Raw genomic sequence first — 25,055 nt, 5'->3', positions numbered from 1 at the left:
CCTCCTGTGAGTGGCATTCATGGCCGTCTTGTTCATTAGAGGTAAGCTAAAGGGCAGCGACGCCAATATGCAACTTGAGAATACGTGATCTGACGCGTTCTTGCGTGAGCAAGTTGTAACATCGCGCAACAAAAAGGCCGCGCGCGGGGTGCGAGCGGCCTTTTGTCAGGTCAGAATTGAAACAATCAGTCGTCGAGGCTGTCCAGATAGGCGATCACGTCTGCCCGGTCTTCGACTTTGGGCAGGCCGTTGAAGGCCATGGATGTGCCCTGTGCCCAGCTTTTGGGGTTTTCGAGGAAAGCGTTGAGATTTTCCGGGGACCAGTCGCCTTCGAGGTCCGTCAGAGTGCCCGAATAGGATCCGTAGCCATCAACCGAGGCAATGTCGCGGCCCACAACGCCGTAAAGGTGGGGGCCGGTCCCGTTTGCGCCGTCTTCAACCTTGTGGCAGGCGCTGCACTTGCGGAACACCTTGGCGCCTTCGCCCACATCGGCCGAGGCCAGAACTTCGGCAAATGGCACTTCCTCGACCACTTCTTCGGTGTCGTCCACGCCTGTGTCGATGACATAGGCCTGCTCACCGCCGTGGCCGCCGGAATGATACAGCTCTTCCGCTGCCCATTTCCCGAGCAGAAGAATCAACAGTGCCCCGCACAGGCTGCTTGCGATCTTGGTGAAGGTCATCGTGTCGAACATGTGGATTCCGGTCCCGTCACTTAAGTGGTCGTTCCGGCGCGTATCTATTGCTTCCCCTTCCCACTGGCAAGGTATAGAAACCGCGACCAATCGCCCTGCCCGTATCGGTATGCGGCGCACAGACTTGCAAGGGGCAGACAATGGCAGAGCGGATCGCGTTCCAGGGGGATTTGGGCGCCTATGGGCATGAGGCGGTTCTGAAGGCACGGCCCGATGCGATTCCCGTGCCCAGCTATGCCTTTGAAGACGCGATTGCCGCCGTGCGCGCGGGCGATGCGGACATGGCCATGCTGCCCGTCGAAAACACCACCTATGGCCGCGTGGCCGACATTCACCGTCTGCTGCCGCAAAGCGGTCTGCACATCGTGGACGAGGCGTTTGTTCGCGTGCGGATCGCGCTGATGGCGCTGCCGGGCCAAGCGCTGGACGACATCAAGCTGGTGCGCGCCCACCCTGTGCTGATTCCGCAGGCCCGCGCCTATCTCGATGCCCACAAGATCGCTGCCGAGGCCGCACCCGACAGTGCCGCCGCTGCCGCTGCCATTGCGGCATCCGGTGAAATGGGTGTGGGTGCGCTCGCCTCGTCCGTGGCGGCCGACATTCACGGGCTGAACGTTCTGGCGCGCGATATCGAGGATCAGGGGCACAACACCACGCGGTTCCTGCTGATGTCGCCCAATGCCGACAGCGCGCGGCGGGCCGAAACCATGATCACCACCTTCGTCTTCGAGGTGCGCAACATCCCCGCCGCCCTCTACAAGGCGATGGGCGGCTTCGCCACGAATGGCGTCAACATGACCAAGCTGGAAAGCTACATGGTGGGCGGTGCCTTTACGGCGACGCAGTTCTATGCGGATGTCGAAGGGCATCCCGATGACCCCGCAGTGGCACGGGCCCTGGAAGAGTTGGATTACTTCACCAACCGGCTGGATATTCTGGGGGTCTACCCGGCTGCGGCCAAGCGCGACTAGGCGCTGCGCTGCAAGCGATCCTCGAGGCTTTTGGAATAGTCGGCGACGCGCAGCTTGAACCGCTTGGTCAGGTTGTTCTTGGCCAGTTTCAACGACTGCACCAGCAACCGCGCCGACAGGTTCAGCGGCGTGATGTCGAGCGCCACGGCCATGCGTGTGCGGTTGCGTGACAAAGCCAGCAGCTCGAGCGTGAAGTTTCCGTCGATCCCGGACGAGCGGATGTCGAACAGCATTTCATTGGGCACGTCAAAGCGGACCAGCTCGATTTCCACGTCGCGCTTGCGCCCGCGCATGCTGAAGTTGACCTGCCATTTCATGCCGACGCCGGGCTGCGTCAACGGATCGACCCGCTGCACTTCGGCCCCGCGGCGCATCGCCTGCCGCTCGAACCCTTCGAAATCACACAAGGACGCAAAGACCTTTTCAATTGGTGCTGCAATGTCTTCCCTGGCCGAGAATTTCATAAAAAATGCCTGTGACGATTGGTTTTGGGCAGTGTCCCCTTAATCAAGGGTATCCGCAAGCCAGTTTTCAAGCAAAAAGTGTGCAATCGCGCCTTTGCGGGCGGGCAGGATCGTCGGGTGATCGCCTGCGAAAATGGCCATCATTTCCTCGCGGGTGACCCACATCGCATCCTCGATCTCGACCGGGTCGATGGTGATGTCGCTGCTGGTGGCCTGCCCGTGGCAGCCAAACATCAACGAGGCGGGAAATGGCCAGGGCTGGCTGGACAGATAATCGACATGCCCGACCCGCACGCCGGACTCTTCGAACACTTCGCGCCGCACTGCCGCCTCGAGCGTCTCACCCGGTTCGACAAAGCCCGCAAGCAACGAATACATGCCCTCGGGCCAGCCCGGAGAGCGGCCCATCAGAACGGAATTGCCATTGGTGATCAGCATGATGACCACCGGATCGGTGCGCGGAAAATGGTGCGCCCCGCAGGCCGGGCACGTGCGCTGCCAGCCACCTTGCGTGATGTCCGAGCGAACCCCGCATCTGGCGCAGAACCCGTGCGTGGCGTGCCAGCCAAAGATCGCCTTGGCCGTTGCCGCCAGTTCTGCATCGCGCGGGGTCAGCCATGTCATCACCCGCCTGAGTTCGGCAAAGACCTCATCTGCGGCAAAGGCGGGGTGGCGCTGTTCGCTCGGATCGAGAAAGGCGCCGAGTTGCGCGGCGTCCAGACCATCCGGCTGCCATCCCGACAGGTCGTGGGCGAACCGGGGTGCGCCGTCCTCGCAGCCCAAAAAAACAGCATCTGCCTGCGCGTCAGCCAGGGCCGGGTGGTCGAGGGGCACGCGCATCAGATGTGCCGGGCGCGTGCGCGAGATCAGCGGCTTGCCGCGCCATGACAGGATCGTGCGGGCTGTCGGATCGGCCAGGGCGGCCGCCAACGCTGCCGTATCCCCGCGCATCTCGGCGGCCCGGTCGAGGGCCGAGCCCCCGAACGTGACCGTTTCGGCGTGTTTCATGCCCCTGTCCCTTTGTCCGTACCGTTTTGCCGCAGGCTTGGCATGCGCAGCGCGTCGGCGCAATGGCCGCATGGCATTGCCCGGGCGCAACAAATGTGGCCCCGGCGTATTCACAGGTTGTCGGGGGTTGCCATCGCTCTACCTAAAGGTGCAAGAGAGATTATGGATTCAACCAAGGTACATGCCGATCTTCGGATCCTCGCCACCAGCGACGTGCATATGCACATCACGGGCTGGGATGCGTTGCGTGACACGATCCAACCGGGTCAGGGCATGGATGTTCTGGCCCGCTCGATCATGGCGGCACGGCGTGCAGCACCCGGGCAGACAATCCTTGTCGACAATGGCGATGCGCTCCAGGGCACGCCCCTTGGGAACATCTGTGCCGGGGCCAGCGAAAACACACCGCACCCCTGGCCCGGCATTCTGAACGCCCTGTCCTATGACGCTGTGGGGCTGGGCAATCACGATTTCGACTTTGGCCTGCCCTTTCTTGAGCGTGTCCTGGCCCAGATCGACGCGCCCGTGCTGTGCGCCAGCCTGTCGAGGGGGACGATCGCGGGGGTAGGCGCGACCACCATCATCAAGCGGTTGGTGGCCTGTTCGGATGGCGGCGAGCGGATGGTGTCGATTGGCATCACCTCGGTTCTGCCGCCCCAGACCGCGATCTGGAATCACCGCCATCTGGACGGGCGCGTGGCCTTTGACGACGGTGTGCAGGCCGCCCGTCGTGCGGTCACCGCGCTGCGCCGCAACGGGGCGGATATCGTGGTGGTTCTGTGCCACAGCGGCCTGTCGCCTGTCACAGCCGCAGGAGCCGAGAACTTTGCCGCGACGCTGGCCGCCAAGGTGCGCGGGATTGATGCGATGATCATGGGCCACACACATGAGCTGTTTCCCGGCAAACTGCGCTATGACAGCCCCAAGACGAACGCCGAAAAGGGCACCGTGCACGGTGTGCCCGCGGTCATGCCCGGCTTTGCCGCGCAAGCGTTGGGCGTCATTGATCTGGGCCTGCGCTGGAGCGAGGGGCGGTGGCGCGTTGCAGGCCACGTCGCCGTGCTGCATGGACCGTGGTCGCGCCAAGCGCCCGATCCAACGGTCACGGCCATCGCCGCCCCGGCGATCAAGGCGACGCGGGCCGCCCTTGATGCGCCGCTGGCGCGCAGCGAAACCGGGTTCCACAGCTATTTCGAGATGCTGAAATCGGGCCCGTCCAGCGCGCTGCTGGCCCGCGCGATGCGGCACGCCATCGGGGCGCATGTTGCGGGCACCGACCTTGCCGACCTGCCCTTGATCGCCGCCATTGCGCCCATGGCGCTGGGTGGCGTGGCCGGGCCGGGCCACTACGCGCACGTGCCCGCAGGCGTGGTGCGCGAGCGTCATGTGGCCATGCTGACCCCCTATTCCAACGCGATCTGGGCCGTTGTTCTGCGCGGGCAGGACCTGTGGAACTGGGCAGAGCGATCCGCCGCCTATTTTGACCCGCAGCCCCATCGGGACAGGCCCCTCGTGAACCCTGCCGCCCCGGCCTACAACTTTGACGGCCTGCACGGGCTGCACACGGTCATCGACCCATTTGTGCCGCCCCGCTTTGACGCGACGGGTATGCTGATCGATCCGGCGGCCCGGCGGGTCCGCGCGATGTTTTTCGATGGCAACCCTGTTGCGCCGGAGGATGCGTTTCTGGTGGCCATGACCAGCTATCGAGGTGCGGGCGGTGGTGGCTTCCCCGGCCTTGCGACCAGCCCGACCGTGTTGCGCACCGAGATTGAGCTGTCAGCGGCCTTGCGCACGGAAATCGCCGCCGCCCCTCTGCCAGACACACCCGAGCCGTCGGTCTGGCAGTTCGTGCCCGACCTCGGGGCGCAGGTGGTGATTGAAACGTCGCCCAACGCGCTGTCGCATCTGGACGAGATCGCGGATTTCGCCCCGGAGCCGCTGGGGATCAACGACGCGGGATTTGCCGAGTTGCGCGTCACACTCTGAGCGGGCCTTGCACTGGTGGCATGTGCGGATTATATCACCTGGTGAGAGGTTGGCGCGGGCGAGCGCCTCGCCAACCCGGTCAGATCCGGAAGGAAGCAGCCGTAACGAGCCCCGCTTGGGTCGTTGTCAATCTCTCACCCAGCGTACCATGCCAGCATGGTGCGCGTCGCCCGGCAGAGGTTTGCACGGCAAACCGCGAGAGGGCCGGAGACCGCCTCACCCCTCCAGCAGCACCCCCCAAATCGCCTTGTTGCGCCGCGAAAACGCGCCCAGGTGCCCAACCGCCTGCAACCCGTGATCCTTTGGATCAATGGTCACATGCGCGGCCCCTGCCCCGTAGACATCGCGCAAGCGCGCGACGCAATGCGGCGGGATCAGGTCGTCATCGGAAAACGAATGCAAACGCACCTGCGCAGGCGCAGTCCAGTTGGGCGCGGGCATACGCGGCCCCAGATCAGAGTCATAGAAGTCGCGCGACGTGCACCACTTGCGCCACTGCCAGAACACGTCGGCGGGCAAATCCTCTCCGAACCGCAGGGATTTACCGGGCAGATACCCGCACAGCAGTGTCGCCAACGGGCCAAGTGTGAACCAGAAGTTCAGGGCCACGGCGCGGTACGGCCAGGGATGGTCGGTGTGATGCACCATGCCGGAGGCGACGCCGATGACACGCACCACGTCTTCCATTTCCGGCTGGTTGGGCAGAACCATGGCCCCCAGCGAATGGCCAATGACCCAAAGCGGCGCGTCGGGCGCGGCGCGGCGCATGGCGCGACGTGCGGCCACCTGATCGCGGATGCCCCAATCGGACATGTCCGCCTTCACGCCGCGCATGGGTCCGGCATAGGAGCGGCCCATCCCGCGATAGTCATAGGTCAGGCAGGCCATGCCACGCTCTGCCGCCAGCCACCGGGCAAAGTGGGTGTAAAATTCCTGAGGCACGCCGGTGGCGCTGTTCAGCACGACGGCGGCGAACGGGCGTTGGTCTGGCACGAACAGGCGCCCCACCAATTCGGCCCCATCCTCGGATTTGAAGGCCAGGGACCGTTCCGTGACAGCACGTTGAGCGGGGGCAGTGTCGAACATTGCAGGCTCCGATTCTGGGATCAGCCACTAGACTGATTGGTCTAGTGGCCACGCTGGACCAATCGGTCTATTCCTGTCAAGATCAAAGAATGACCACCCAGGATCGCACGCCCAAAGCCCTGCCCACAAAGGATCGCCTGATCCTGTCCGCCGCCACGCTGTTTCGCACGCGGGGTTACCACGGGGTCGGCCTTGCCGATCTTCTGGCGGATGCAAAGGCGCCCAAGGGGTCGCTCTATCACCACTTTCCCAATGGCAAATCCGATCTTGCCATGGCTGCGGCCACATGGGCGTCAGACGAGATGCTGCGCCTGATCGCCGCCAGTTTTGACGGGGCCGACACGTTCAAGGATGGGGCCACGACGCTGTGTTTCAAACTGGCCAAGCTGTTCGACATCACCGGTTGGGACACGTGCCCCATCGCCGCAACCCTGTTCGAGGGGCCGGACAACACCGATTTCCGCGCCCATGCAGAACATATCTACGAGGGGTGGATCGCCGAAGTACATGACCACGCCGAGCGGCTTGGCATGAGCGTGGATGAGGCGCAGGCCAAGTCCGAACACCTGTTCATGTTGATACAAGGGGGCTGGGCGCTGGCGCGGGCGCGACGGTCATCCGACATCCTGCGCGGCATGCCGAACATGATCTGACGCCGCTGGACGGGACAGAGTCAGAGGGTGCGCGCCGCGAACGTGTCACAATCCCCCATCTGCCCCGAATCGTAACCGCGCTGGAACCAGCGTGCGCGCTGTTCGGATGTGCCGTGTGTGAACGTGTGGGGCTGCGGAACCCGGCCCGCCTGCCGCTGCAAATGATCGTCTCCGATCATGCGCGCCGCATTCAGCGCCTCTTGCAGGTCCCCTCGTTCCATCAGGTCGCCCACATTGCGCGCCCAGATGCCCGAGAGGCAGTCGGCCATGAGTTCGGACCGCATGGTGAGCGCATTGGCCTTGCGCTCGGTCGCGTTCTGGCGGGCCTGCTGCAACTGCCCGAGAATGCCAAGTTCGTTCTGGACGTGATGCGCGACCTCGTGCGCGATGACATAGGCCGCCGCGAAATCCCCGCCTGCGCCAAGACGGTCGCGCATGGTGGTAAAGAACGCCGTGTCGAGGTAGGCCTTGCGATCTGCGGGGCAGTAGAACGGGCCAGTCGCGCCCGATGCCCCGCCACACGGGCTTTGCGTGACGCCGGAGTAAAGCACCATGACCGGCGGGCGGTAGTCGCGTTGCAGTTGGGCGGGGAATTCGCGTGCCCAGACGGCCTCGGTCGTGGCCAGAACGCGCGCGGCAAACTCGCCTTCGCGTTCATCTGCGGCGGTCATGGGTTGGCTGGATGTCGCAGGTGCCGAGCCGCCCGACAGCAGTGGCATGACATCGACGCCGGTCAGCCAGCCGATGGCCAGAACGATCAGGATGCCGCCAATCCCAAGCCCCCCGGCCGCCCCTGCGCTGCCCCGGCCCCGGCGGTCTTCGATGTTTCGGCTTCTCTTGATCCCGCGCAGGCGCATGCTGGTCGTTCCCTTGATCTTGATAGCAGCACCTTATCGCCATTCGCGCGCCCAGCGAAAGCGCAAGGGCAGTGGACGGCGCCGCGCGCGCCCCTTAGGTTTGCCCGGTCACAACGAATCCGATCCGAGGCCTCAACCTTCTCATGTCTGACGAGACCCAAAACTATCAGGTGCTGGCCCGCAAATACCGGCCCGAAACCTTTGTCGACCTTGTGGGGCAGGACGCGATGGTGCGCACCCTCAAGAACGCGTTCGAGGCGGATCGCATTGCCCAAGCCTTTGTGATGACGGGGATTCGCGGCACGGGCAAAACGACCACCGCGCGGATCATCGCCAAGGGCATGAACTGTATCGGCGAGGACGGAACCGGCGGACCCACGACCGAGCCCTGCGGGCAATGCGAGCACTGCGTGGCCATCATGGAGGGGCGGCATGTCGACGTCCTCGAGATGGACGCGGCATCCAACACCTCGGTCAACGATATTCGCGAGATCATCGATTCTGTGCACTATCGCGCGGCCTCGGCCCGCTACAAGATCTACATCATCGACGAAGTGCACATGCTGTCCACCAGCGCCTTCAACGCGCTGTTGAAGACGCTGGAAGAGCCGCCCGCCCACGTCAAATTCATCTTTGCCACGACCGAGATCCGCAAGGTGCCTGTCACCGTCCTGTCGCGGTGCCAGCGGTTTGATCTGCGCCGGATCGAACCGGAGGTGATGATCGGGTTGCTGAACAAGATCGCGACCGCCGAGGGTGCAGAGATTGCCGATGACGCCCTTGCCCTGATCACACGAGCCGCCGAAGGGTCCGCGCGCGATGCCACCTCGCTGCTGGATCAGGCGATTTCGCACGGGGCGGGTGAAACCACCGCCGATCAGGTGCGCGCAATGCTGGGCCTGGCCGACCGGGGCCGGGTGCTCGACCTGTTCGACATGATCCTCAAAGGCGACGCGGCGGGTGCGCTGACCGAGCTTGGCGGGCAATATGCCGATGGCGCAGACCCCATGGCGGTGCTGCGCGATCTGGCCGAGATCACACATTGGGTGTCGGTGGTGAAAATCACCCCCGAAGCCGCCGACGACCCCACCATTTCCCCAGATGAACGCGCACGCGGTCTGGCGATGTCGGAGACCTTGCCCATGCGGGTCCTGACGCGCCTATGGCAGATGCTGCTCAAGGCGCTGGACGAGGTGGCTGCCGCCCCCAACGCGATGATGGCTGCCGAGATGGCGATCATCCGTCTGACCCATGTGGCCGACCTGCCCAGCCCCGAAGAGCTGGTGCGCAAGTTGCAAAACGCCACGCCACCGCCCGCGACGGCCACGACAAGTGCGCCTGCCGGTGGAGGCTCTTCCGGGGCGCACGCGGTGCAACAGGCCCAGACGCGCATGGCCGCACAGCCCAATGCCGCTGGCCAGACAACCGCGCTGGCACAGGACGCAGAGGCCGCCCTTGCCCGCTTTCCCACGTTTGAACATGTGCTGGAACTGATCCGCGCCAATCGCGATGTGAAACTGCTGGTCGAGGTCGAAACGACCCTGCGCCTTGCCGCCTATCAGCCCGGTCGGATCGAGTTTGTGCCCACCGAAACCGCGCCGCGTGATCTGGCGCAACGGCTGGGGCAACGCCTGCAACTCTGGACGGGCAATCGCTGGGCGGTGTCGGTTGTGAATGAAGGCGGTGGTCAGACCATCGCCGAAGTGCGTGATGCAGATGAATTAGCGCTCAAGGCCACGGCCGAGGCGCATCCGCTGGTCCAAGCCGTTCTTGCACAGTTCCCCAAGGCCAAGATCACCGCGATCCGCACCGCCGAAGACATCGCGCAAGAGGCCCATATCGAGGCGCTGCCCGAGGTCGATGACGAATGGGACCCCTTTGAAGAGGACTGAGCCCCGCGCCATCGTGCCCGACACGATGCAGGACCTGATGCGCGACTGGCACATGTCGCCGGGGATCGTGTCCGGAGACCATGTATTTCTGACCGGCTTCAATGGCTGCCCGCTGGATGGCCCGCCCCCGCGCGAGGCCACAGCCCAATTCAGGATCGCCTTTGACACGGTGGCCGAGGTCTTGGCCGCTGGCGGGCTGGACTGGGGCGATGTGGTGGACATGACCAGTTTTCACATCGGCCTGAGCGACCATCTGGAGGACTTCAAGGCGATCCGTGCCGGGTATGTCCGCGCGCCCTACCCCGCCTGGACGGCCATCGAAGTGTCCGGGTTCGCCACCGAAGGCGTGGTGATCGAATTGAAAGTGGTGGCGCGGCTACCCGCAGAGGAGGACGCATGAAACGCCTCGCCTTGCCCCTGATGGCTCTGTCTGGCCCCGCCTGGGCCGAAGTCTGTGACAAGATGCGCCCTGATTGGGACGGCACAACCACAACCGCGATGGGCGAGGCGCTGGCGTTGTTCCTGTCGCCGGGCGGCCTGTTCCTGCTGGCCGCGACCGTTGTGGCGTTGGCCCTGCGCAGCCAGTGGGGCGGGCTGGTGGTTGTCCTGCTGTGGACCGGGTTCATCACCTTGATCACCATGGCCGACCCCAGCGGCATGCGCGCGCCGGGGCTTGTTGAGGGGTGCGTTGGCCCGCCGACCTTGTTCATCGCCCTCGCGGCTGCAATATGTGTGTGGACAGTTTTGTACACCATGCCGCGCAAGGCGGATGACGGATAGATCAGGAGACACCCATGCTCAAAGGACTAGGCGGCCTCGGCGATATGGCCGGGATGATGAAAAAAGCCCAGGAAATGCAGACCAAGATGGCAGAAATGCAGGATGGTCTGGAAACCATCATGGTCACCGGCGAAAGTGGTGCGGGGCTGGTCAAGGCCACGGCCACGGCCAAGGGCGAGTTGACGGGACTGGATATCGACCCGTCGATCTTTAACGGCGATGACAAGGAAGTGGTCGAGGACCTGATCCTTGCCGCCATCAAGGATGCGCAGGCCAAAGCAAGCGAACGTGCCCAGGACGAGATGGGCAAACTGACCGAAGGTCTGGGCCTGCCTGCGGGGATGAAGCTGCCCTTCTGACGCCGCCCTTGACCGCCCTCAGAGTTGCGCGGCCCCGTCCCCTTGATATGGGGGCGGCGGGGTCTCTTCCTCTGAAACGTCTTCTTCCGCATGGGCCAGCTTGTGGTCGCGCCGCAACCCGATGACTGCGGCAAGAAAGATCAGGTAGATCGTGAACGTGATGCTGAGCCGCGTGATCCCCTCGCGAAAGGTCAGCGCGGATGCGGCACCCCGTTCGCTCTGCCGTGCGCCATGGGCCGTCGAGTCCGTGGCCCCCTGCCCTTCGGCCTGGGTCCCTTCAACGCAGTCGCGTTGCATCACGCTCGCCAGTTGGCGCGACTTTTCCGCGACGTCGGGCTCAAGCTTGAACCCGCGCCCACCTGCCAGGGCTGCGGATGCTTTCAAAACCGTGTCTGCCGCGCGCCTGTCTGATCGGCCAAGCACCTCGCCCAGGCTTTGACGCAGCGCAGGGACATCCAACTGGTCCAGCGCACGGCGCAACCGTGTGCGGTGGTGCATGCCCACCTCGCCCCCGCTGGCATGGACCGCGCCCAGCGTCGTGTTGATGACCTGCAAGGGGATCGGATAGGCACAGGCCAACACCCCGTAGGGCAGCAGGATCAAGGCCAAGGCCATCACCATTGACTGCAATGAACGCGGCATGTTGCCCCCTCGCTTGGAACCGGTCAGGAGCAACGCTAGCCGCGACTGGTTGAGAAGGCGTGAACGCCGCCGCCTCATTTCCCGCCTTCCTGTCCGGTCCAAAGCGCAATAGGTTTGCCGCACATGAGCAGTACCCGCGACATAGACGCCCTGATCGAAATGATGGCCAAGCTGCCCGGCCTTGGCCCGCGGTCGGCCCGGCGCGCAGTCCTGCACCTTATCCGCAAACGCGCGCTGCTGCTGACCCCCCTTGCGGACGTCATGCAGACCGTTGCCGTCACGGCGCGCGAGTGCATGAATTGCGGCAACGTGGGCACGACGGATATCTGCGACATCTGCACCTCGGAAAAGCGCGCCAATGGCGAGTTGTGCGTGGTTGAGGACGTAGCCGATCTATGGGCGATGGAGCGGTCAGGCGTGTTCAAGGGCCGCTATCACGTGTTGGGCGGCACCCTGTCGGCGCTGGATGCAATCGGCCCGGACGAGTTGCGGATACCCCGGCTGATGGACCGCGTGGCGAGCGAGAGTGTGAACGAGGTCATCCTCGCGCTGAACGCCACCATCGACGGCCAGACCACCGCCCATTACATCGCCGACCAACTGGAGGGCCGCGTGACCCTCACATCGCTGGCCCAGGGTGTGCCCATCGGGGGCGAGTTGGACTATCTCGACGACGGCACGATTACGGCGGCGCTGAGGGCGCGCAAGGCGTTGTAACTTTAGGGCCACTCAGGATTTGGTAACTGTTGCGGGGGTATGTCGGGGTCGATAACCCCTAGCACCCGAGAGCCTGCCGATGATGTCGCACAGCGCGGATGACAGCCTTGCACATGTGTTTGAAAGCATCTTGGGCGCGTCCAAGTCCTTTGCCTATCGCTGCGATAATGATGAAGCGGTGACGATGACCTACCTCGCGGGATCGGTGCGGGACATCACCGGCTGTCGCCCGGCCCAACTGCTGGGCAATCGCGATCTCAGCTATGCATCCCTGTGCCATGCCGACGACCTGCGCCCGATGATCGACCATGTGGATGCGGCCATCGCGCAGCGCGCGCCTTGGGATGTGGATTACCGGCTTGTGCGCCCGGACGGGTCCACCGCCTATGTGCGCGAACGCGGTGCTGCGGTCTTGGATGACGCGGGCGAGGTGCAGTATCTGCAAGGTCTGGTCGTGGATGCCAGTGCCGAACAGAATTTGCGGCACAAATTGCAGATCCAAAGGACAGAGGCGCTGGATGCCAACAAGGATATCCTTGATCTGGCCAACAACATCGCCCGGTCGGTGCGCGAATTGTCGATGCTGTCCGTGAACGCCCGGATCGAGGCCGCGCGCGCAGGCGATCACGGGCGCGGGTTTGCTGTCGTGGCCACCGAGATCAGCAAACTCGCCGACACGAATGCGCAATGGGCCGCCATGATCGCGGACAAGATTTCCGAGGCGAACTAGGGCGCGCCGCAGCGCTCAGCCAAGCGCGGTTCCAAAAGCGTCAATGGCCCGCTGCAACCCTTCGTCCGTAACATCTTTGTGCAACACAAGACGGGTTGTGCCTGTGGCACCGCTCAGCTTGATCCCGGCCGCGCCCATGTGCCTTTGGAGGTCGGGTGTCACCCCCCTTTGGGCGTGAAAAAGACCATGTTCGTCGCCTGCACCACGTCACCATATTGCGACAAGGCCTGCCCCAGCCGTTCCGCGCGCATGCGGTCTTCGCCCAGACGGGCGACGTTACTCTCAAGCGCGTGCAGCCCAGCGGCGGCCAGCACACCGGATTGGCGCGTGCCCCCGCCCAGCATCTTGCGCCAGCGCCGTGCCCGGTCGATCAGGTCACGCGGGCCTACAAGGACAGAACCCACAGGCGCGCCCAGCCCCTTGGACAGGCAGATCGACACAGTGTCGAAGATGCCCGCAAGGTCGGTTTCCGCGCATCCCAGCGCCTCGACCGCGTTGAAAAAACGTGCGCCGTCCAGATGCACGGACAGACCGGCGGCGCGCGCCACATCGGCAGCGGCCTGACAGCGCGCCAGCGGAATAGCCGCACCGTTATGAGTGTTCTCAAGCCCCAAAAGCCGGGTGATGGCGTGATGGGAATCGTCGTCCTTGATCGCCGCGCGGATCGCATCCGGGTCCAGCCCGCCATCCTCGGCCACGTCCAGCGGATCAAGGGCAATGCCGCCCAGCACCGAGGCCCCCGCCGCCTCGTATTTGTAGATGTGATAGGCGCGGCCCGTCAAAATCTCTTCCCCCCGCGCGCAATGGGACAACATGCCGACCAGATTGCTTTGCGTGCCTGAGGTCAGGAACAGCCCCGCCTCCTTGCCCAACCGCTCGGCCATTGTCGCCTCAAGCCGGTTGACGGTGGCATCCTCACCATAAACGTCATCGCCCACTTCGGCCTCGGCCATGGCCGCGCGCATCGCCGCATCGGGCGCGGTCACTGTGTCGCTGCGCAGATCGCAAATCACGGGGGCGTGGGATGCATCCTGCATCGCGGCATACTGGTTCATGGCAGTGACCTTTCAGAAACGACAACGGGCGCGCCCATATCCTAGGCGCGCCCGCTGCGAACTTAAAGCTGAGAAGCGGCTCAGGGCTGCTCGTCTTCGTCCTCACCGCCGCCCTTGGGCAGGTTGAACAGGCTGTCGGCATCGACAAGGGTCGATTCCGCCTCTTCCTCGTCATCCACTTCCATGGACAGCGAGAAGGTCTCGAGACCCTCGATCGCTGTCGGGATCTTCGGTTCGGCTTCCATGCCAAGGCTTTGCTCGGTGCTGACCAGCTTGCGACGCTCGTCATCGGACATAACTGGCGCATCGGCGGCCTTCTTGGCGGCGGCCTTTTGCACCGCGGCGTCCAGTTCGGACTGTTTGGTCAGCCCCAGGGCAACCGGGTCCACCGGCTGGATGTTCGAGATGTTCCAGTGCGAGCGATCGCGAGATCGACTGGATCGTAGGCTTGGTCGTGCCCACCAGTTTGGAGATCTGACCATCGGTCAGTTCTGGATGGAATTTCACCAGCCAATAGATCGCAGCGGGGCGGTCCTGACGCTTGGACAGCGGGGTGTAACGCGGGCCACGGCGCTTTTCCTCGCCCACGGCGGCGGCGTTGAACTTCAGCTTCAGCTTGTGCAGCGGGTTCTGCTCGGCCGCATCAATCTCTTCCTGGGTCAGCTGATTGTTGGCAATGGGATCAAAGCCTTTGACACCTGCCGCCACATCACCATCCGCAATGCCCTGCACTTCAAGCTCGTGCATTTCGACAAAGTCAGCGATCTGTTTGAAGCTGAGTGTAGTGTTGTCCACCAGCCAGACGGCGGTGGCCTTGGCCATGATCGGTTTTGCCATTGTCATGCTCCTTCGCGCATATCTTTCCCGTCGCCTGAAATCGGCGGCCTTGGCATCCAAGGCGGGTTTCCGTTGTGGGAGAACTTGGGCGGGATATAAGGGGCGCAAGCGGAAAAGGAAAGCCTTATGCGGTATCTGTTGATCTGGCTGATGTTGGCCATGCCCGTCTGGGGCGAAGGGGAAAAGGCGGGAGAGTTCGATTACTACGTGCTGTCGCTCAGCTGGTCCCCCAACTGGTGCGCTTATGAGGGGGATGCGCGCGGATCGGACCAATGCGATGCGCGCCACGATCACGGCTGGATCATGCACGGGCTGTGGCCACAGTTTCATCGCGGCTACCCATCCTATTGCCGTAACGCCGAACGACCGCCCTCGCGCGGGATGACGGCGGAAATGGCGGACATCATGGGCACATCGGGCCTTGCCTGGCATCAATGGAAAAAACACGGCGTGTGCACCGGCCTGTCTGCACCGGCCTATTACGCCCTGTCGCGCGAGGCCTATGGCCGCGTCGTGCGCCCGCCCGTTTTTCGCAAGCTGGACAAGACGGTGCGCCTGCCCGCATCTGTCGTGCAAGATGCGTTTTTGCAGGCCAATCCGGGGATGGAGCCGGATGGCGTGACCATCACCTGCCGCGATGGACACATTCAGGAAGCGCGGATTTGCCTGTCGCGCGACCTTGATCCCGTACCTTGCGGACAGGACGTGGTGCGCGACTGCAGCGCCCGCGACGCCCTATTCACGCCCATCCGCTGAGGGGCGCCAGCCCGGCGCGCGCACCATGTAACGCCATGCCTCACCCCATGTGCGCGCGGTGCGCATGTCCCGCCACAGGCCGGGGATTTCCGAGAACCACACGACCAGCGGATTGCGGCTGTCAAAGTCGCGTTTCAGGCCATAGCGGGGCGTCTCTTCCTCGGCCTGGTAGGTGCCGAACAGCTGGTCCCAGATCACGGTGATCCCGCCATAGTTCTTGTCGAGGTACTTGTCCTCTGACCCGTGGTGCACACGGTGGTTGGCGGGCGAATTCATCACCGCATCAAACCACCCCATCTTGCCGATCACCTCGGTGTGGATCCATGTCTGGTAGGCCAACACGACGATGATCCCGAAAAAGATCATCTCGGGCGAAAAGCCAAGGAAAACCAGCGGGATGTGGGCGATGAGGGACCACACCCCCTCAAGCGGGCCAAAGCGAATACCGGTGATGATGTTGTAATCGCGCGAGGAATGGTGGACCGCATGCTGGGTCCAGAGCAGTCGCACCTCATGCGCGATACGGTGTTCCCAATAGTAGGTGAAATCGGCGGCGATCACGGCCAGAACAATGCCCCACCACGTCAGCGGAATCTGCCATGTGACGAAGGCATCGGCCAGAATGTAGTAGATGCTGTACGCGGCAGTCAGCACAAAGACTTCGATCAGGATCGACGGGATTTGGGTCGAGGCGCTCACGACCATTTCGAGCAATGTGCGCCCCTTGTGACTGCCCTTGAACAGCACTTCGGCCAGTTCGATCAGCAGGATGGCAATGCCGATGAGAAAGAAGACCTCGTCGATCTGCGTGCCCAGCGTGGTCAATGCATCAAGTGTCATGTTGTTGATCCTTGGGGTTTCATGCCTTGGGTGAGGGTGCGCCACGCGAGGTCGGCGGCCTGGTTCGGCGTCGCCTCTTGGGTCGCGATCATGGTCCACGCGGCGTAGAGCAGGTTTTCATAGGCCTGCGCGATCCATATCGAGGGAATGGAGGGGTCAAACGTCCCTTCGGCCTTGGCCTGCTCGATATCGTTCAGCAGTTCTGCCGTTTCGGCAGCATAGGCGGCGGCGACGCGCGGGTCCTGATCCACCGGTTCGGTCGCGAGGAACATGTAGCGCTGCGCAAGGGGGAGCATCGCCCGGAATGCGACGCGCAGCCCTTCGGTATAGGTTTCGCAATCGCGCGTGGCCTCGTCGACGGCGGCGTTCAGCTCTTGCGACGCGACAAGCGCCATTTCGGCGACCAAGTCGGCGCGGCCCGAAAAGTGCCGGTGCAGTGTGGCCCGCCCCACCCCGGCATGCGCTGCGACCTCGGCCAGCGACGCGCCGGGGTTCTGGCTGAACAGATCAAAGGCGGCGTTCAGGATGGATAGGCTGGATGATACATTATTGTCTCGCATGAGACACATATGTCTCGATTCGCTCGTCCAATCAAGAGGACCCGCACAAAATACCCGTTTCCGGACTGCGGAAAGCGCGGATGCCTCCGGCGGTGGTATTTCTGGTCAGAAGAAACAACAACGCCCGCGCCACTCATCCTGTGAGCACCGCGGGCGATGAAGAAGCAGCGCTTCTCCTGACACGGCCATCGGCTCCACAGCCTGTACCGTGCTGTCAGGACACCGCATTAACCTTAATATTCGGCTTCTTCTGACCAGAAATACCACGGGGGTGAGGCCGCAAGGCCGAGGGGGCTGGCCCCCTTACCCGCCTGCAACTTCCAGCACGATCTTTCCAATATGCCCGCTGCTTTCCATCCGGGCATGGGCCTCTGCCGCCTGCGCCAGGGGAAACTCGGAATCCATCACGGGGCCGATCCGACCGGCTGAGAGCAGTGGCCACACCGCCTCGCGCAAGTCCTGTGCAATCCGCGCCTTGGCCAGATCGCTTTGCGGGCGCAGGGTGCTGCCCGTCATCGTCAACCGGCGTGTCATCAGCTGGACCATGTTCAATTCGGCCTTGGGACCTTGCAGAAAGGCGATCTGCACCAGCCGTCCATCATCGGCCAGTGCCTTGAGGTTGCGCTGCATGTAAGGGCCGCCGACCATGTCGAGGATCAGATCGGCGCCGCCCTCACCCTTCATCACCTCAACAAAATCCGCATCGCGGTAGTTGATCGCAACCTCGGCCCCCAGATCACGGCAGGCCTGGCACTTCTCTTCAGACCCTGCCGTTGCAAAAACGCGGGCACCAAAGTGATGCGCCAACTGGATCGCCGTTGTGCCGATGCCGGAGGAGCCGCCGTGGACAAGAAACCGCTCCCCGCCCTTCAACCCGCCGCGGGTGAAGACATTGGACCAGACCGTGAAATAGGTTTCGGGCAGGCAGGCCGCCTCTTTGAGGCTCATACCATCCGGCACGGGCAGGCAGTGGGCTGCCGGGGTCGCCACGTATTCCGCATAGCCCCCGCCCGGCAACAATGCACAGACCACATCCCCAAGGGACCACCCGCTGACACCCGTCCCGATGGCGACAATTGTCCCAGAGGCCTCGAGGCCCGGCAGGTCGCTGGCAGTGGGCGGCGGATTGTAGAGGCCAGCACGCTGCAGGGCATCGGGGCGATTGACCCCGGCCCAGGCCACCTGGATCACAACCTGCCCGTGGGCGGGGTCAGGCCGGGGCCGGTCGACCTGATGCAGCACCTCTGGTCCGCCAGGTGTGCTGATCTCGATTGCGCGCATTTGTTCTACCATGGTCATCCGTTCCCTTTTCGCCACCGTATCCTTTTTCAAATCGGGAAAGGAACCCAAATGCTGATCGCAGCCCTGGCGCTGAACGTCGTGATCCTTGCACCGCTTGTGTGGTCACTTTTGTCGGGGACCAGCGGGATGGATGCCGCCTTTGGCCCCGTGACGGATGCGCGGGTGATCCTGATATGTGTCTATGGCGCAATTGGGGTGGTCAGCGCAGGCCTGATTGCCCTGCATATCCTGGGCCATGCGTGGGCCGTGCCGATGACATTTGCACTGTTTGCGGTGCAGATCACCTACAAGCTGGGCACACTTGTCGCCGTGGGGCTAAGCAGCCCGGTGGTCGCGACCAACATGGTGGTTGTCGCAGTCCAGGCTTTCGCGATGCTCGTCTATGCCGCGCGGGCGGAGTCACTCTCCGCGTGAGCTCCACATGCCGGGCAGGTCGGGATTGGGCATACGCGGCGGCGCCTTGACGTGGCTCAGCACCCAGTTGGGGCCAGCCAGCAGACTGCTGAGCAGCTTGTTCTCGCGCACCTGCGCCTTGACCTTCTCGATCTGCATCACCTCGTCGATGCGCCGATCCAGAAAGGCCCAGGTTGACTGGTTGTCAGCACTGTCATCGCCCAGCCAGTAAAGCACCGTGGCGCTGTAGACCCCGGACAGGGTTGCGCGTTTAGTGTACCAGTTCACATCGTCGGATGTATCGCCCAACGTGTCCCAGATCTTGTCTGCCGTGCCCCAGATGGCCTTGGCCCCGTCTGCGGCATGCATGGGCAAGGCAAACAGGGTCGTGCCCCGGCGCACAGCCTCCTTGTCCGTGACGGCTTCGATCCGAAACCGTACGGCGGTGGCGATCTTGTCACGAAAGCGGTCGGGCAGCGTCTCGCTTTTCAGCCGGGCCACCATCGCCGCGTCGCCGCGTGCGTGATAGGCGAGGGCAAGGTCCACGGCCCCGCGCGGGAACAGCGCCCGCACGAGGGGCGCATCGACGCCTGCGTCTCTCGCCGCTTCGGTCAGCGTCTTTTCAGACCAGCCGTCAAAGGCAACGTGCAGCAGGGCAGCGTCAAGCAGGCGATCGCGGATGTTGTTGGGTGTGTCAGTCATGTCCGAGAGATAGAGCGATGACTGCAATCCGGCAACTGTCGCCTTTGTCCTGCGTCCCTCTGCCTCGTCCACACAGCTTGAATCCGCCAGATCGCGCGCATGCCCGGCGCAGACCGGCCTACCCACAGCGCCATGCGCGGGACGTTGCCGCGCGGTGCCTGGCCACTACGCGCCGAATTGCGTGTGATCGCCCGATACTGTGCCGGCGCTTGCGCCCCAACAAGGTGACCCAGACACATGGCCCGCCACTCACGGCCAAATGGAGGAACCATGTCTGTTGCAAGCCAGTTTGAGCGCCAAATGCTCGACCTTATCAATCAGGAACGCGCCGCGCGCGGGATCGACGCGCTCACCCTCGAATTGCGCCTGAATGACGCAAGCGAAGACCACAGCGCATGGATGGATGACACCCTGACGTTCAGCCACACGGGCGCGGGCGGGTCGGATCCGGGGGATCGCATGCGCGCCGCCGACTTCGAGTTTTCCGGCAACTGGACCTGGGGCGAAAACATCGCCTACCAGTCCGAGCGCGGCGCGCCGGGCATCTCGGATGATGTCATTGATTTGCACAATTCGCTTATGAACAGCCCCGGCCACCGGGCCAACATCCTCAACCCGGCGTTCGAGTTGATCGGGATCGGGATCGAAGTGGGGGACAACCGTGGCTTTGACGCGGTCTATGTCACGCAGAAATTCGCGCGCACATCCGCGCCAGTCGAACTGGACGAGCCGGGCACAACGCCGACCACTCCGACTGGCGCCACGCAAGGTGACGACCTGCTGGTTGGCGACGACGGGGCGGACCGACTTTGGGGCAAGGGCGGGGACGACACGATACATTCGGGCGATGGCAATGACGTCGTGAATGGGGGTGCGGATGATGACAGCCTGTTCGCCGAGGCCGGCAATGACACCGTTCTGGGTGGGGACGGGGACGACACCATGTTCGCGGGCAGCGGCAATGACGACTTGCGCGGTGGCGATGGCGACGATGAGATGAGCGGCGGCAGCGGGTCTGACATCTTGTTGGGCGAAGCGGGCGATGACGCGCTGAACGGCGGCGGTGCTTCGGACCGTCTGAACGGGGGGTCCGGCCAGGACGTGTTGATCGGCGGCAGCGGCCATGACCAATTGCGCGGTGGCGCAAATGGCGACCGGTTGAATGGCGGCGCGGGCAACGACAAGATGGCGGGCCAGGGCGGCGCGGACGTCTTCGTCTTTTCCACCGGGCGCGACACGGTCACCGATTTCGACCCGTCCAAAGCAGGCGAGCGCATCGACCTGCGGGATGTGGCGTCGATCACCAGCTACAGCGATATGGTGAAAGGCGGACATCTCAGCGAATCAAACGGCAACGTCGTGATTTCCGATCTGGCGGGCAACACGCTCGAATTGGTCGGGATCAGCGCTACGGACCTGCAAGTGAACGATTTCCTGTTCTAAACAGCGCATCGCAGGGGCCCCGAACACTGGACAAGCGGGGGCAGGTTTGCTATTGGCCAGCTTCCTGCAAATCCTTGCAACTCGAAACTAGAAAGGTGGTGACAACCACATGCAGGTTAGTGTTCGCGACAACAATGTCGATCAGGCCCTCCGGGCGCTGAAGAAAAAGCTGCAGCGCGAAGGCGTGTTCCGTGAAATGAAGCTCAAGCAACATTTCGAGAAACCGTCCGAGAAAAAAGCGCGCGAGAAAGCTGAAGCGATCCGCCGTGCCCGCAAGCTGGCACGCAAAAAAGCGCAACGCGAAGGGATGATGTAAGTCACCTTATCGCTGCGTAGACAGATACAACCCCCGTGGCGACGCCGCGGGGGTTTGTTTTTGGGGGTTCGGTATTGATCGTCGGGCACTCCGACAGGTTCAGGACGCTGAGGATTTTGGCTCCAATGGGATGTCCCAATCTGCTGGATCGTCGGCGACCTGGCCCGCGTCTTGACCCACACGAAACTGCCGCAGGCGCCCTGCAATCTGCTCCATCCCCGCTGTCAGGGACAGGCAGGCGGTGCTGGTTTCCTCGAACATCGCCGCATTGCTTTGTGCAACTGCATCAAGTTCGGACACCGTTCGGTTCACCGCGCTCAACCCATCCAATTGCTCGGTTGCGGCATGCGCGATGCTTTCCACCGTTTCAGTCATCCGGGCGATGGACGAGACGATGCCATCCAGTGCCTCGCCCGCCTTGCCCACGAGGGACACGCCCTCCTGCACTTGCCGACCACTGCGCTCGGTCAACTCGTTGATCCCGCGGGCCGCCTCGGTCGCGCGGCGGGACAAGGCCCGCACTTCGGAGGCAACGACGGAAAATCCACGCCCTGCTTCCCCGGCGCGCGCGGCCTCGACGCCCGCGTTCAAGGCCAAGAGGTTGGTCTGGAACGCGATGGCGTCCATGACGGCATTGATCTTGGCGATCTCTTGCGAGGAGGCTTCGATCTCGCTCATCGCGCCCACAACCTCTCGCACCACCGCGCCGCCTGCCATCGCATCGGCTTTGACCTCTGCGGCCGAATGCGCGGTCGTGCGCGCGCTTTCAGTCGAGGCCTGCACAACCTTGCGCAATGTCTCGATCGCGGCACTGGTGGCATCCAGCGTTTCCACCTGCTTGTGGGTGCGTCCCGCCAGATCATTGGCCGAACTGCTGACACCGGCCACCTGCTCCATCAACTGCCCCGTGCGAGCCAGAACTTCGGACAGGACCGCCGCGAGATCGGTGATGGCGCGGTTGTAATCGACCCGCAACGGCTCGTAAGACGCCGGCAAGGGCTCGGTGATTGGGTTCGACAGATCACCCTTTGCAATCTGCGCGAGCCCGTCACGCAAGGCCGAAACCACTTGCGTCTGCGCCTCCATCGCGTCCTCTTGCACGGCTGCACTGCGGTCTTCGGCCAACCGGGCCTCTTCATTTGCCTTTTCGCGCGCGTCCTGTTCGGTTTTGAGAACCCCAAGCAGTTCCTCTGCCTTGGTCTGGGCGGCATGGGCGCGCTCAGCTTCTGCCTCAGCCTCTGCGCGGGCGTCTTCGGCCATTTGACCGGCGGTTTTCGCCTTTGCGATGGCCTGATCCGCCTGCATGAGCGCGACATGAATCTGTTTGGTGAGCCCAAGCCGGATGGAAACGGCCCAGGTCAGCGCCAGAACCTCAAGACCGACAATGACCCCGTGGAACAGCGCGCGTTGGACGTTTTCGATCAGATCAACACTGGGAAACACCAAGGCCGGAAAGACAATGCCCAGGCCCAGATGATGTGCGATGATCGTTGTGGCAGCGATCAGAATGGCACGCACATCGACAAGGCCGACCAGCGCGGCCAGCGCTACATAAAACAGCATATGGGCATCGATTTGCCATCCGGTGCCCGACAGCGCCGCCGTCAAGGCAATGGCCTGCGCCACGGCCACCTGGCCCACGATCATGCGATAATGCGCGTGCCTCGCCCTTACAGACCAATACCCGATGCCCGTCACAACCAAGGCGACAACACCCGGCACAGCCGAGTTGACAGGCAACAACAAACCCGCCGCTGCAATCATGACCCCAAGGACAAGACATGCCCGCAACAGCCATTGCGCAGCGCGATAGCGCGACGCGTTCAGCGCGGAGAAAACATCCACCGTCACGGGGTCACCCCGCACAGCGCCGCCAACACGCCCCCGCTGCCGACCCACCACGCGCCCGCGTCATACGCCGCTTGGGCCACATCATGATGCGAGGATTGCACAAGCAGCGCGAAAGGCGCGCGCGCTGGCCCGATCAAGGCCCCTTCAACAGCGTCGACAATGGCGGTGCCATCCTGCCAGGGCGGCAATATCACCAGTGCCACATCAGAGGAGACAGGCGGTTGTATCGCCAGCGCCATCATCGGTCCGGACAGGACCACCATTACGATCAAAACAAACACACGCATCAAAATACCATCACGATGAATCGTTGGCGTGTTGATACGGATGAAGTCTGAAAGAACAGCTAATCGCCGTGCCTGTGCTTCACTAAACCGGCAGCGCAGTCGTCTTGAACACGGTGCGCAGGGCAAAACTGCTTTGCATCTGCGCAACGCCCGGCAGGCGGGCCAGGTATTGGCGATGGATGCGGGCGAAATCCTCGGTCCCTTCCGCAACGACCTTGAGGATGTAATCCGCCGTGCCCGCCATCAGGTGGCATTCCAACACGTCCGGAATGCGCGCAACCGCCTTTTCAAAGGCCTCCAGCACCTCGTCGGCCTGCCCCTGCAACGTGATCTCGACAAAGACCGTGGTGGGCACACCCATCTTGCGGGCATCCAGCAGGGCCACGTAGTCGCGAATGTATCCTGCCTCTTCCAGCCGCTGCACGCGACGATGACAGGCAGAGGGCGACAGATGCACCGACTCGCTCAGATCCGCATTGGACATGCGACCGCGCCTTTGCAGGGCACTCAGAATACGGCGATCTGTTGTGTCGAGGGTCATTAGCGCTGCAATCTTCCACGTTCAGGCAAAACGGCGCAACATTCTTCGATTGTTGCCCGCAAACACGAAACCTTTTTGGGGTCCAATTGCAAGCCTTCCATCACATATTGAGAACTGAAAGAGGAGGACAGAGCACATGCATATCGGTTGCCCCAAGGAAATCAAACCGCAGGAATACCGGGTCGGATTGACCCCGAATGCCGCAGGTGAAGCGGTGGCGCACGGACACACGGTCACGATGGAAACGAACGCAGGGATCGGCGCAGGCTTTCCCGATGCCGACTATGTCGAGGCCGGTGCGCAGATCGCAGCCACGGCGGCGGATGTGTTTGCCACTGCGGACATGATCGTCAAGGTCAAGGAACCCCAGGCGGTCGAGCGCAAGATGCTGCGCGAGGGTCAGGTGCTGTTCACATACCTCCACCTTGCCCCCGACCCCGAGCAAACGCGCGACCTGCTGCAATCGGGCTGCACCGCCATCGCTTATGAAACGGTGACGGATGATGCGGGCGGGCTGCCCCTGCTTGCGCCCATGTCCGAAGTGGCGGGCAAACTGGCACCACAAGTCGGCGCATGGACACTGCAAAAAGCCAATGGCGGGCGCGGCGTGCTGATGGGCGGTGTGCCCGGTGTCGGCCCGGCCCGTGTGGTCGTCATCGGCGGCGGCGTGGTCGGCACCCATGCGGCGCGCGTGGCGGCAGGTATGGGCGCGGATGTCACCGTGCTCGACCGGTCCCTGCCCCGCATGCGCTACCTCGATGACGCATTCAGCGGGCTGTTCAAGACCAGCTTTGCCAGCGCGGGCAACACAGCCGAACTGGTGGCCGCAGCGGACATGGTGATTGGCGCAGTGCTGATCCCCGGGGCCGCGGCGCCCAAGTTGGTCACCCGCGCGCAGCTGTCCACAATGAAACCCAGCGCGGCCATCGTCGACGTGGCCATCGACCAGGGCGGCTGTTTCGAGACATCGCGCGCCACCACACATGACGACCCGATCTACGACGTCGACGGGATCATGCACTATTGCGTGGCCAACATGCCGGGCGCAGTTGCGCGCACCTCGACCATCGCGCTGGGGAACGCAACGATGCCGTTCATGCTGGCGCTCGCTGACAAAGGCTGGCGGCAAGCTTGCGAGGATGACCCGCACCTGTTGGCGGGCCTCAACGTACATGCGGGGCAGTTGACCTATTACGCCGTGGGCAAGGCGCTGGGGATCGACGTGCTGGCGCCGGGCCTCGCGATCAGGCAATAGTCTGCGCAGGCAGGTAAACTGAGTAGTTTCCATGCCCGGCAAGGGCTATAGCTGAAAGGGCGCGGGCCAAAACC

General features: G+C 63.3%; 27 protein-coding genes, 1 other RNA gene and 2 pseudogenes. 15 read left to right on the top strand and 15 right to left on the bottom strand.

From position 1 onward, the window contains the following. Positions 1 to 185: 185 nt before the first annotated feature. A complete protein-coding gene (locus ACMHLQ_RS14870; protein WP_415401483.1) occupies positions 186 to 695 on the bottom strand; it encodes a c-type cytochrome in 510 nt (169 codons plus the stop codon). A 140-nt stretch (positions 696 to 835) separates the two neighbouring features. Here ACMHLQ_RS14870 and ACMHLQ_RS14865 point away from each other — a divergent pair, with 140 nt between their 5' ends. Continuing rightward, positions 836 to 1,666, top strand: a complete 831-nt coding sequence (locus tag ACMHLQ_RS14865; protein ID WP_415401482.1) for a prephenate dehydratase — start codon at positions 836 to 838, stop codon at positions 1,664 to 1,666. On the opposite strand, the gene ACMHLQ_RS14860 is transcribed toward ACMHLQ_RS14865, so the two are convergent. After that, on the bottom strand, positions 1,663 to 2,130 hold the full coding sequence (locus ACMHLQ_RS14860; RefSeq protein ID WP_415401481.1) for an SRPBCC family protein: 468 nt from the start codon (positions 2,128 to 2,130) through the stop codon (positions 1,663 to 1,665). The genes ACMHLQ_RS14865 and ACMHLQ_RS14860 overlap by 4 nt on opposite strands. Before the next feature lie 39 nt (positions 2,131 to 2,169). Continuing rightward, entirely contained in the window at positions 2,170 to 3,138 is a 969-nt protein-coding gene (gene nudC / locus ACMHLQ_RS14855) for an NAD(+) diphosphatase (RefSeq protein WP_415401480.1), read from the bottom strand. A gap of 162 nt (positions 3,139 to 3,300) precedes the next feature. Here nudC and ACMHLQ_RS14850 point away from each other — a divergent pair, with 162 nt between their 5' ends. Both ACMHLQ_RS14850 and ffs read left to right on the top strand, forming a co-directional pair. After that, positions 3,301 to 5,127: a 5'-nucleotidase C-terminal domain-containing protein gene (locus tag ACMHLQ_RS14850; RefSeq protein ID WP_415401479.1), complete on the top strand. Its 1,827-nt coding sequence runs from the start codon at positions 3,301 to 3,303 to the stop codon at positions 5,125 to 5,127. Positions 5,128 to 5,169: 42 nt separating this feature from the next. Beyond that, positions 5,170 to 5,267: signal recognition particle sRNA small type (gene ffs / locus ACMHLQ_RS14845), an RNA gene on the top strand. Positions 5,268 to 5,343: 76 nt separating this feature from the next. Here ffs and ACMHLQ_RS14840 read toward each other — a convergent pair. Continuing rightward, on the bottom strand, positions 5,344 to 6,213 hold the full coding sequence (locus ACMHLQ_RS14840) for an alpha/beta fold hydrolase (RefSeq protein WP_415401478.1): 870 nt from the start codon (positions 6,211 to 6,213) through the stop codon (positions 5,344 to 5,346). An 89-nt stretch (positions 6,214 to 6,302) separates the two neighbouring features. Between ACMHLQ_RS14840 and ACMHLQ_RS14835 the strand changes: the two genes are divergently transcribed. After that, positions 6,303 to 6,866: a TetR/AcrR family transcriptional regulator gene (locus ACMHLQ_RS14835; protein ID WP_415401477.1), complete on the top strand. Its 564-nt coding sequence runs from the start codon at positions 6,303 to 6,305 to the stop codon at positions 6,864 to 6,866. Between the two features lie 20 nt (positions 6,867 to 6,886). Here the strand turns inward: ACMHLQ_RS14835 and ACMHLQ_RS14830 are convergent, their stop codons facing one another. Then, positions 6,887 to 7,723, bottom strand: coding sequence for a neutral zinc metallopeptidase (locus tag ACMHLQ_RS14830; RefSeq protein ID WP_415401476.1), 837 nt, complete (start codon positions 7,721 to 7,723; stop codon positions 6,887 to 6,889). A gap of 143 nt (positions 7,724 to 7,866) precedes the next feature. Here ACMHLQ_RS14830 and ACMHLQ_RS14825 point away from each other — a divergent pair, with 143 nt between their 5' ends. From ACMHLQ_RS14825 to ACMHLQ_RS14810, 4 genes are read left to right on the top strand one after another with little or no spacing between them, the layout of a single operon-like run. Beyond that, the gene (locus ACMHLQ_RS14825; RefSeq protein ID WP_415401475.1) at positions 7,867 to 9,615 is read left to right on the top strand and encodes a DNA polymerase III subunit gamma/tau; all 1,749 of its coding nucleotides are present in this window, start codon (positions 7,867 to 7,869) and stop codon (positions 9,613 to 9,615) included. Further along, positions 9,602 to 10,015, top strand: coding sequence for a RidA family protein (locus ACMHLQ_RS14820; RefSeq protein ID WP_415401473.1), 414 nt, complete (start codon positions 9,602 to 9,604; stop codon positions 10,013 to 10,015). The genes ACMHLQ_RS14825 and ACMHLQ_RS14820 overlap by 14 nt, the downstream gene beginning before the upstream one ends. Then, entirely contained in the window at positions 10,012 to 10,395 is a 384-nt protein-coding gene (locus ACMHLQ_RS14815) for a hypothetical protein (protein ID WP_415401472.1), read from the top strand. The genes ACMHLQ_RS14820 and ACMHLQ_RS14815 overlap by 4 nt, the downstream gene beginning before the upstream one ends. A 14-nt stretch (positions 10,396 to 10,409) precedes the next feature. Next, positions 10,410 to 10,754 carry a YbaB/EbfC family nucleoid-associated protein gene (locus tag ACMHLQ_RS14810; RefSeq protein ID WP_415401471.1) on the top strand — a complete coding sequence of 115 codons (345 nt, stop codon included), beginning with the start codon at positions 10,410 to 10,412 and terminating at the stop codon, positions 10,752 to 10,754. Positions 10,755 to 10,772: 18 nt separating this feature from the next. On the opposite strand, the gene ACMHLQ_RS14805 is transcribed toward ACMHLQ_RS14810, so the two are convergent. Next, positions 10,773 to 11,396 carry a hypothetical protein gene (locus ACMHLQ_RS14805; RefSeq protein ID WP_415401470.1) on the bottom strand — a complete coding sequence of 208 codons (624 nt, stop codon included), beginning with the start codon at positions 11,394 to 11,396 and terminating at the stop codon, positions 10,773 to 10,775. A gap of 123 nt (positions 11,397 to 11,519) precedes the next feature. On the opposite strand from ACMHLQ_RS14805, the gene recR reads away from it, so the two are divergent. Together recR and ACMHLQ_RS14795 are read left to right on the top strand one after the other, a co-directional pair. Further along, the gene (gene recR, locus ACMHLQ_RS14800; RefSeq protein WP_415401469.1) at positions 11,520 to 12,113 is read left to right on the top strand and encodes a recombination mediator RecR; all 594 of its coding nucleotides are present in this window, start codon (positions 11,520 to 11,522) and stop codon (positions 12,111 to 12,113) included. A gap of 79 nt (positions 12,114 to 12,192) precedes the next feature. Further along, complete coding sequence (locus ACMHLQ_RS14795) at positions 12,193 to 12,843, top strand: PAS domain-containing protein (RefSeq protein ID WP_415401468.1); 651 nt, start codon at positions 12,193 to 12,195, stop codon at positions 12,841 to 12,843. A gap of 15 nt (positions 12,844 to 12,858) precedes the next feature. On the opposite strand, the pseudogene ltaE reads toward ACMHLQ_RS14795, so the two are convergent. After that, a pseudogene (gene ltaE, locus ACMHLQ_RS14790) lies at positions 12,859 to 13,898 on the bottom strand (low-specificity L-threonine aldolase). A gap of 80 nt (positions 13,899 to 13,978) precedes the next feature. Next, positions 13,979 to 14,735: pseudogene (locus ACMHLQ_RS14785) on the bottom strand (DUF1013 domain-containing protein). A 126-nt stretch (positions 14,736 to 14,861) separates the two neighbouring features. On the opposite strand from ACMHLQ_RS14785, the gene ACMHLQ_RS14780 reads away from it, so the two are divergent. Continuing rightward, a complete protein-coding gene (locus ACMHLQ_RS14780) occupies positions 14,862 to 15,491 on the top strand; it encodes a ribonuclease T2 family protein (protein WP_415401467.1) in 630 nt (209 codons plus the stop codon). Here ACMHLQ_RS14780 and ACMHLQ_RS14775 read toward each other — a convergent pair. From ACMHLQ_RS14775 to ACMHLQ_RS14765, 3 genes are all read right to left on the bottom strand, one after another. Next, positions 15,471 to 16,331 (bottom strand): sterol desaturase family protein, encoded by an 861-nt coding sequence (locus ACMHLQ_RS14775; protein ID WP_415401465.1) that lies wholly within the window; start codon positions 16,329 to 16,331, stop codon positions 15,471 to 15,473. The genes ACMHLQ_RS14780 and ACMHLQ_RS14775 overlap by 21 nt on opposite strands. Next, positions 16,328 to 16,891, bottom strand: coding sequence for a TetR/AcrR family transcriptional regulator (locus ACMHLQ_RS14770; protein WP_415401463.1), 564 nt, complete (start codon positions 16,889 to 16,891; stop codon positions 16,328 to 16,330). The genes ACMHLQ_RS14775 and ACMHLQ_RS14770 overlap by 4 nt, the downstream gene beginning before the upstream one ends. A gap of 303 nt (positions 16,892 to 17,194) precedes the next feature. Continuing rightward, on the bottom strand, positions 17,195 to 18,184 hold the full coding sequence (locus ACMHLQ_RS14765) for an NAD(P)H-quinone oxidoreductase (RefSeq protein WP_415405292.1): 990 nt from the start codon (positions 18,182 to 18,184) through the stop codon (positions 17,195 to 17,197). Positions 18,185 to 18,241: 57 nt separating this feature from the next. Between ACMHLQ_RS14765 and ACMHLQ_RS14760 the strand changes: the two genes are divergently transcribed. Next, complete coding sequence (locus ACMHLQ_RS14760) at positions 18,242 to 18,607, top strand: hypothetical protein (protein ID WP_415401462.1); 366 nt, start codon at positions 18,242 to 18,244, stop codon at positions 18,605 to 18,607. Here ACMHLQ_RS14760 and ACMHLQ_RS14755 read toward each other — a convergent pair. Further along, a complete protein-coding gene (locus ACMHLQ_RS14755) occupies positions 18,593 to 19,288 on the bottom strand; it encodes a COQ9 family protein (RefSeq protein ID WP_415401461.1) in 696 nt (231 codons plus the stop codon). The two genes, ACMHLQ_RS14760 and ACMHLQ_RS14755, sit on opposite strands and share 15 nt — an antisense overlap. 270 nt (positions 19,289 to 19,558) lie before the next feature. On the opposite strand from ACMHLQ_RS14755, the gene ACMHLQ_RS14750 reads away from it, so the two are divergent. Both ACMHLQ_RS14750 and rpsU read left to right on the top strand, forming a co-directional pair. Further along, positions 19,559 to 20,731, top strand: a complete 1,173-nt coding sequence (locus tag ACMHLQ_RS14750; protein WP_415401460.1) for a CAP domain-containing protein — start codon at positions 19,559 to 19,561, stop codon at positions 20,729 to 20,731. Between the two features lie 109 nt (positions 20,732 to 20,840). Beyond that, positions 20,841 to 21,047 (top strand): 30S ribosomal protein S21, encoded by a 207-nt coding sequence (gene rpsU, locus ACMHLQ_RS14745; protein ID WP_007118112.1) that lies wholly within the window; start codon positions 20,841 to 20,843, stop codon positions 21,045 to 21,047. A gap of 99 nt (positions 21,048 to 21,146) precedes the next feature. On the opposite strand, the gene ACMHLQ_RS14740 is transcribed toward rpsU, so the two are convergent. From ACMHLQ_RS14740 to ACMHLQ_RS14730, 3 genes are all read right to left on the bottom strand, one after another. Next, positions 21,147 to 22,898: a methyl-accepting chemotaxis protein gene (locus tag ACMHLQ_RS14740; protein WP_415401456.1), complete on the bottom strand. Its 1,752-nt coding sequence runs from the start codon at positions 22,896 to 22,898 to the stop codon at positions 21,147 to 21,149. Further along, positions 22,895 to 23,185 carry a hypothetical protein gene (locus ACMHLQ_RS14735; protein ID WP_415401455.1) on the bottom strand — a complete coding sequence of 97 codons (291 nt, stop codon included), beginning with the start codon at positions 23,183 to 23,185 and terminating at the stop codon, positions 22,895 to 22,897. The genes ACMHLQ_RS14740 and ACMHLQ_RS14735 overlap by 4 nt, the downstream gene beginning before the upstream one ends. 82 nt (positions 23,186 to 23,267) lie before the next feature. Next, entirely contained in the window at positions 23,268 to 23,726 is a 459-nt protein-coding gene (locus ACMHLQ_RS14730; RefSeq protein ID WP_415401454.1) for an Lrp/AsnC family transcriptional regulator, read from the bottom strand. Positions 23,727 to 23,862: 136 nt separating this feature from the next. Between ACMHLQ_RS14730 and ald the strand changes: the two genes are divergently transcribed. Then, positions 23,863 to 24,981 (top strand): alanine dehydrogenase, encoded by a 1,119-nt coding sequence (gene ald, locus ACMHLQ_RS14725; protein ID WP_415401453.1) that lies wholly within the window; start codon positions 23,863 to 23,865, stop codon positions 24,979 to 24,981. Positions 24,982 to 25,055 lie beyond the last annotated feature (74 nt).

Source organism: Tateyamaria algicola, assembly GCF_047715485.1.
Lineage (GTDB): Bacteria > Pseudomonadota > Alphaproteobacteria > Rhodobacterales > Rhodobacteraceae > Tateyamaria.
The sequence above is the reverse complement of the archived record's forward strand: the minus strand, read 5'-3'. Positions and strand labels throughout refer to the sequence as shown.

Excerpts from the sequence above, each read along its gene's own strand:
- ACMHLQ_RS14860 (WP_415401481.1), bottom strand. The coding sequence starts at position 2,130 with ATGAAATTCTCGGCCAGGGAAGACATTGCAGCACCAATTGAAAAGGTC.
- ACMHLQ_RS14840 (WP_415401478.1), bottom strand. The coding sequence starts at position 6,213 with ATGTTCGACACTGCCCCCGCTCAACGTGCTGTCACGGAACGGTCCCTG.
- ACMHLQ_RS14735 (WP_415401455.1), bottom strand. The coding sequence starts at position 23,185 with ATGCGTGTGTTTGTTTTGATCGTAATGGTGGTCCTGTCCGGACCGATG.
- ACMHLQ_RS14870 (WP_415401483.1), bottom strand. The coding sequence starts at position 695 with ATGTTCGACACGATGACCTTCACCAAGATCGCAAGCAGCCTGTGCGGG.
- ACMHLQ_RS14805 (WP_415401470.1), bottom strand. The coding sequence starts at position 11,396 with ATGCCGCGTTCATTGCAGTCAATGGTGATGGCCTTGGCCTTGATCCTG.
- ACMHLQ_RS14750 (WP_415401460.1), top strand. The coding sequence starts at position 19,559 with ATGTCTGTTGCAAGCCAGTTTGAGCGCCAAATGCTCGACCTTATCAAT.
- ald (WP_415401453.1), top strand. The coding sequence starts at position 23,863 with ATGCATATCGGTTGCCCCAAGGAAATCAAACCGCAGGAATACCGGGTC.
- ACMHLQ_RS14730 (WP_415401454.1), bottom strand. The coding sequence starts at position 23,726 with ATGACCCTCGACACAACAGATCGCCGTATTCTGAGTGCCCTGCAAAGG.
- ACMHLQ_RS14825 (WP_415401475.1), top strand. The coding sequence starts at position 7,867 with ATGTCTGACGAGACCCAAAACTATCAGGTGCTGGCCCGCAAATACCGG.
- nudC (WP_415401480.1), bottom strand. The coding sequence starts at position 3,138 with ATGAAACACGCCGAAACGGTCACGTTCGGGGGCTCGGCCCTCGACCGG.
- ACMHLQ_RS14815 (WP_415401472.1), top strand. The coding sequence starts at position 10,012 with ATGAAACGCCTCGCCTTGCCCCTGATGGCTCTGTCTGGCCCCGCCTGG.
- rpsU (WP_007118112.1), top strand. The coding sequence starts at position 20,841 with ATGCAGGTTAGTGTTCGCGACAACAATGTCGATCAGGCCCTCCGGGCG.
- ACMHLQ_RS14775 (WP_415401465.1), bottom strand. The coding sequence starts at position 16,331 with ATGACACTTGATGCATTGACCACGCTGGGCACGCAGATCGACGAGGTC.
- ACMHLQ_RS14780 (WP_415401467.1), top strand. The coding sequence starts at position 14,862 with ATGCGGTATCTGTTGATCTGGCTGATGTTGGCCATGCCCGTCTGGGGC.
- ACMHLQ_RS14795 (WP_415401468.1), top strand. The coding sequence starts at position 12,193 with ATGATGTCGCACAGCGCGGATGACAGCCTTGCACATGTGTTTGAAAGC.
- ACMHLQ_RS14765 (WP_415405292.1), bottom strand. The coding sequence starts at position 18,184 with ATGGTAGAACAAATGCGCGCAATCGAGATCAGCACACCTGGCGGACCA.
- ACMHLQ_RS14865 (WP_415401482.1), top strand. The coding sequence starts at position 836 with ATGGCAGAGCGGATCGCGTTCCAGGGGGATTTGGGCGCCTATGGGCAT.
- ACMHLQ_RS14760 (WP_415401462.1), top strand. The coding sequence starts at position 18,242 with ATGCTGATCGCAGCCCTGGCGCTGAACGTCGTGATCCTTGCACCGCTT.
- ACMHLQ_RS14810 (WP_415401471.1), top strand. The coding sequence starts at position 10,410 with ATGCTCAAAGGACTAGGCGGCCTCGGCGATATGGCCGGGATGATGAAA.
- ACMHLQ_RS14770 (WP_415401463.1), bottom strand. The coding sequence starts at position 16,891 with ATGCGAGACAATAATGTATCATCCAGCCTATCCATCCTGAACGCCGCC.
- ACMHLQ_RS14755 (WP_415401461.1), bottom strand. The coding sequence starts at position 19,288 with ATGACTGACACACCCAACAACATCCGCGATCGCCTGCTTGACGCTGCC.
- recR (WP_415401469.1), top strand. The coding sequence starts at position 11,520 with ATGAGCAGTACCCGCGACATAGACGCCCTGATCGAAATGATGGCCAAG.
- ACMHLQ_RS14835 (WP_415401477.1), top strand. The coding sequence starts at position 6,303 with ATGACCACCCAGGATCGCACGCCCAAAGCCCTGCCCACAAAGGATCGC.
- ACMHLQ_RS14850 (WP_415401479.1), top strand. The coding sequence starts at position 3,301 with ATGGATTCAACCAAGGTACATGCCGATCTTCGGATCCTCGCCACCAGC.
- ACMHLQ_RS14830 (WP_415401476.1), bottom strand. The coding sequence starts at position 7,723 with ATGCGCCTGCGCGGGATCAAGAGAAGCCGAAACATCGAAGACCGCCGG.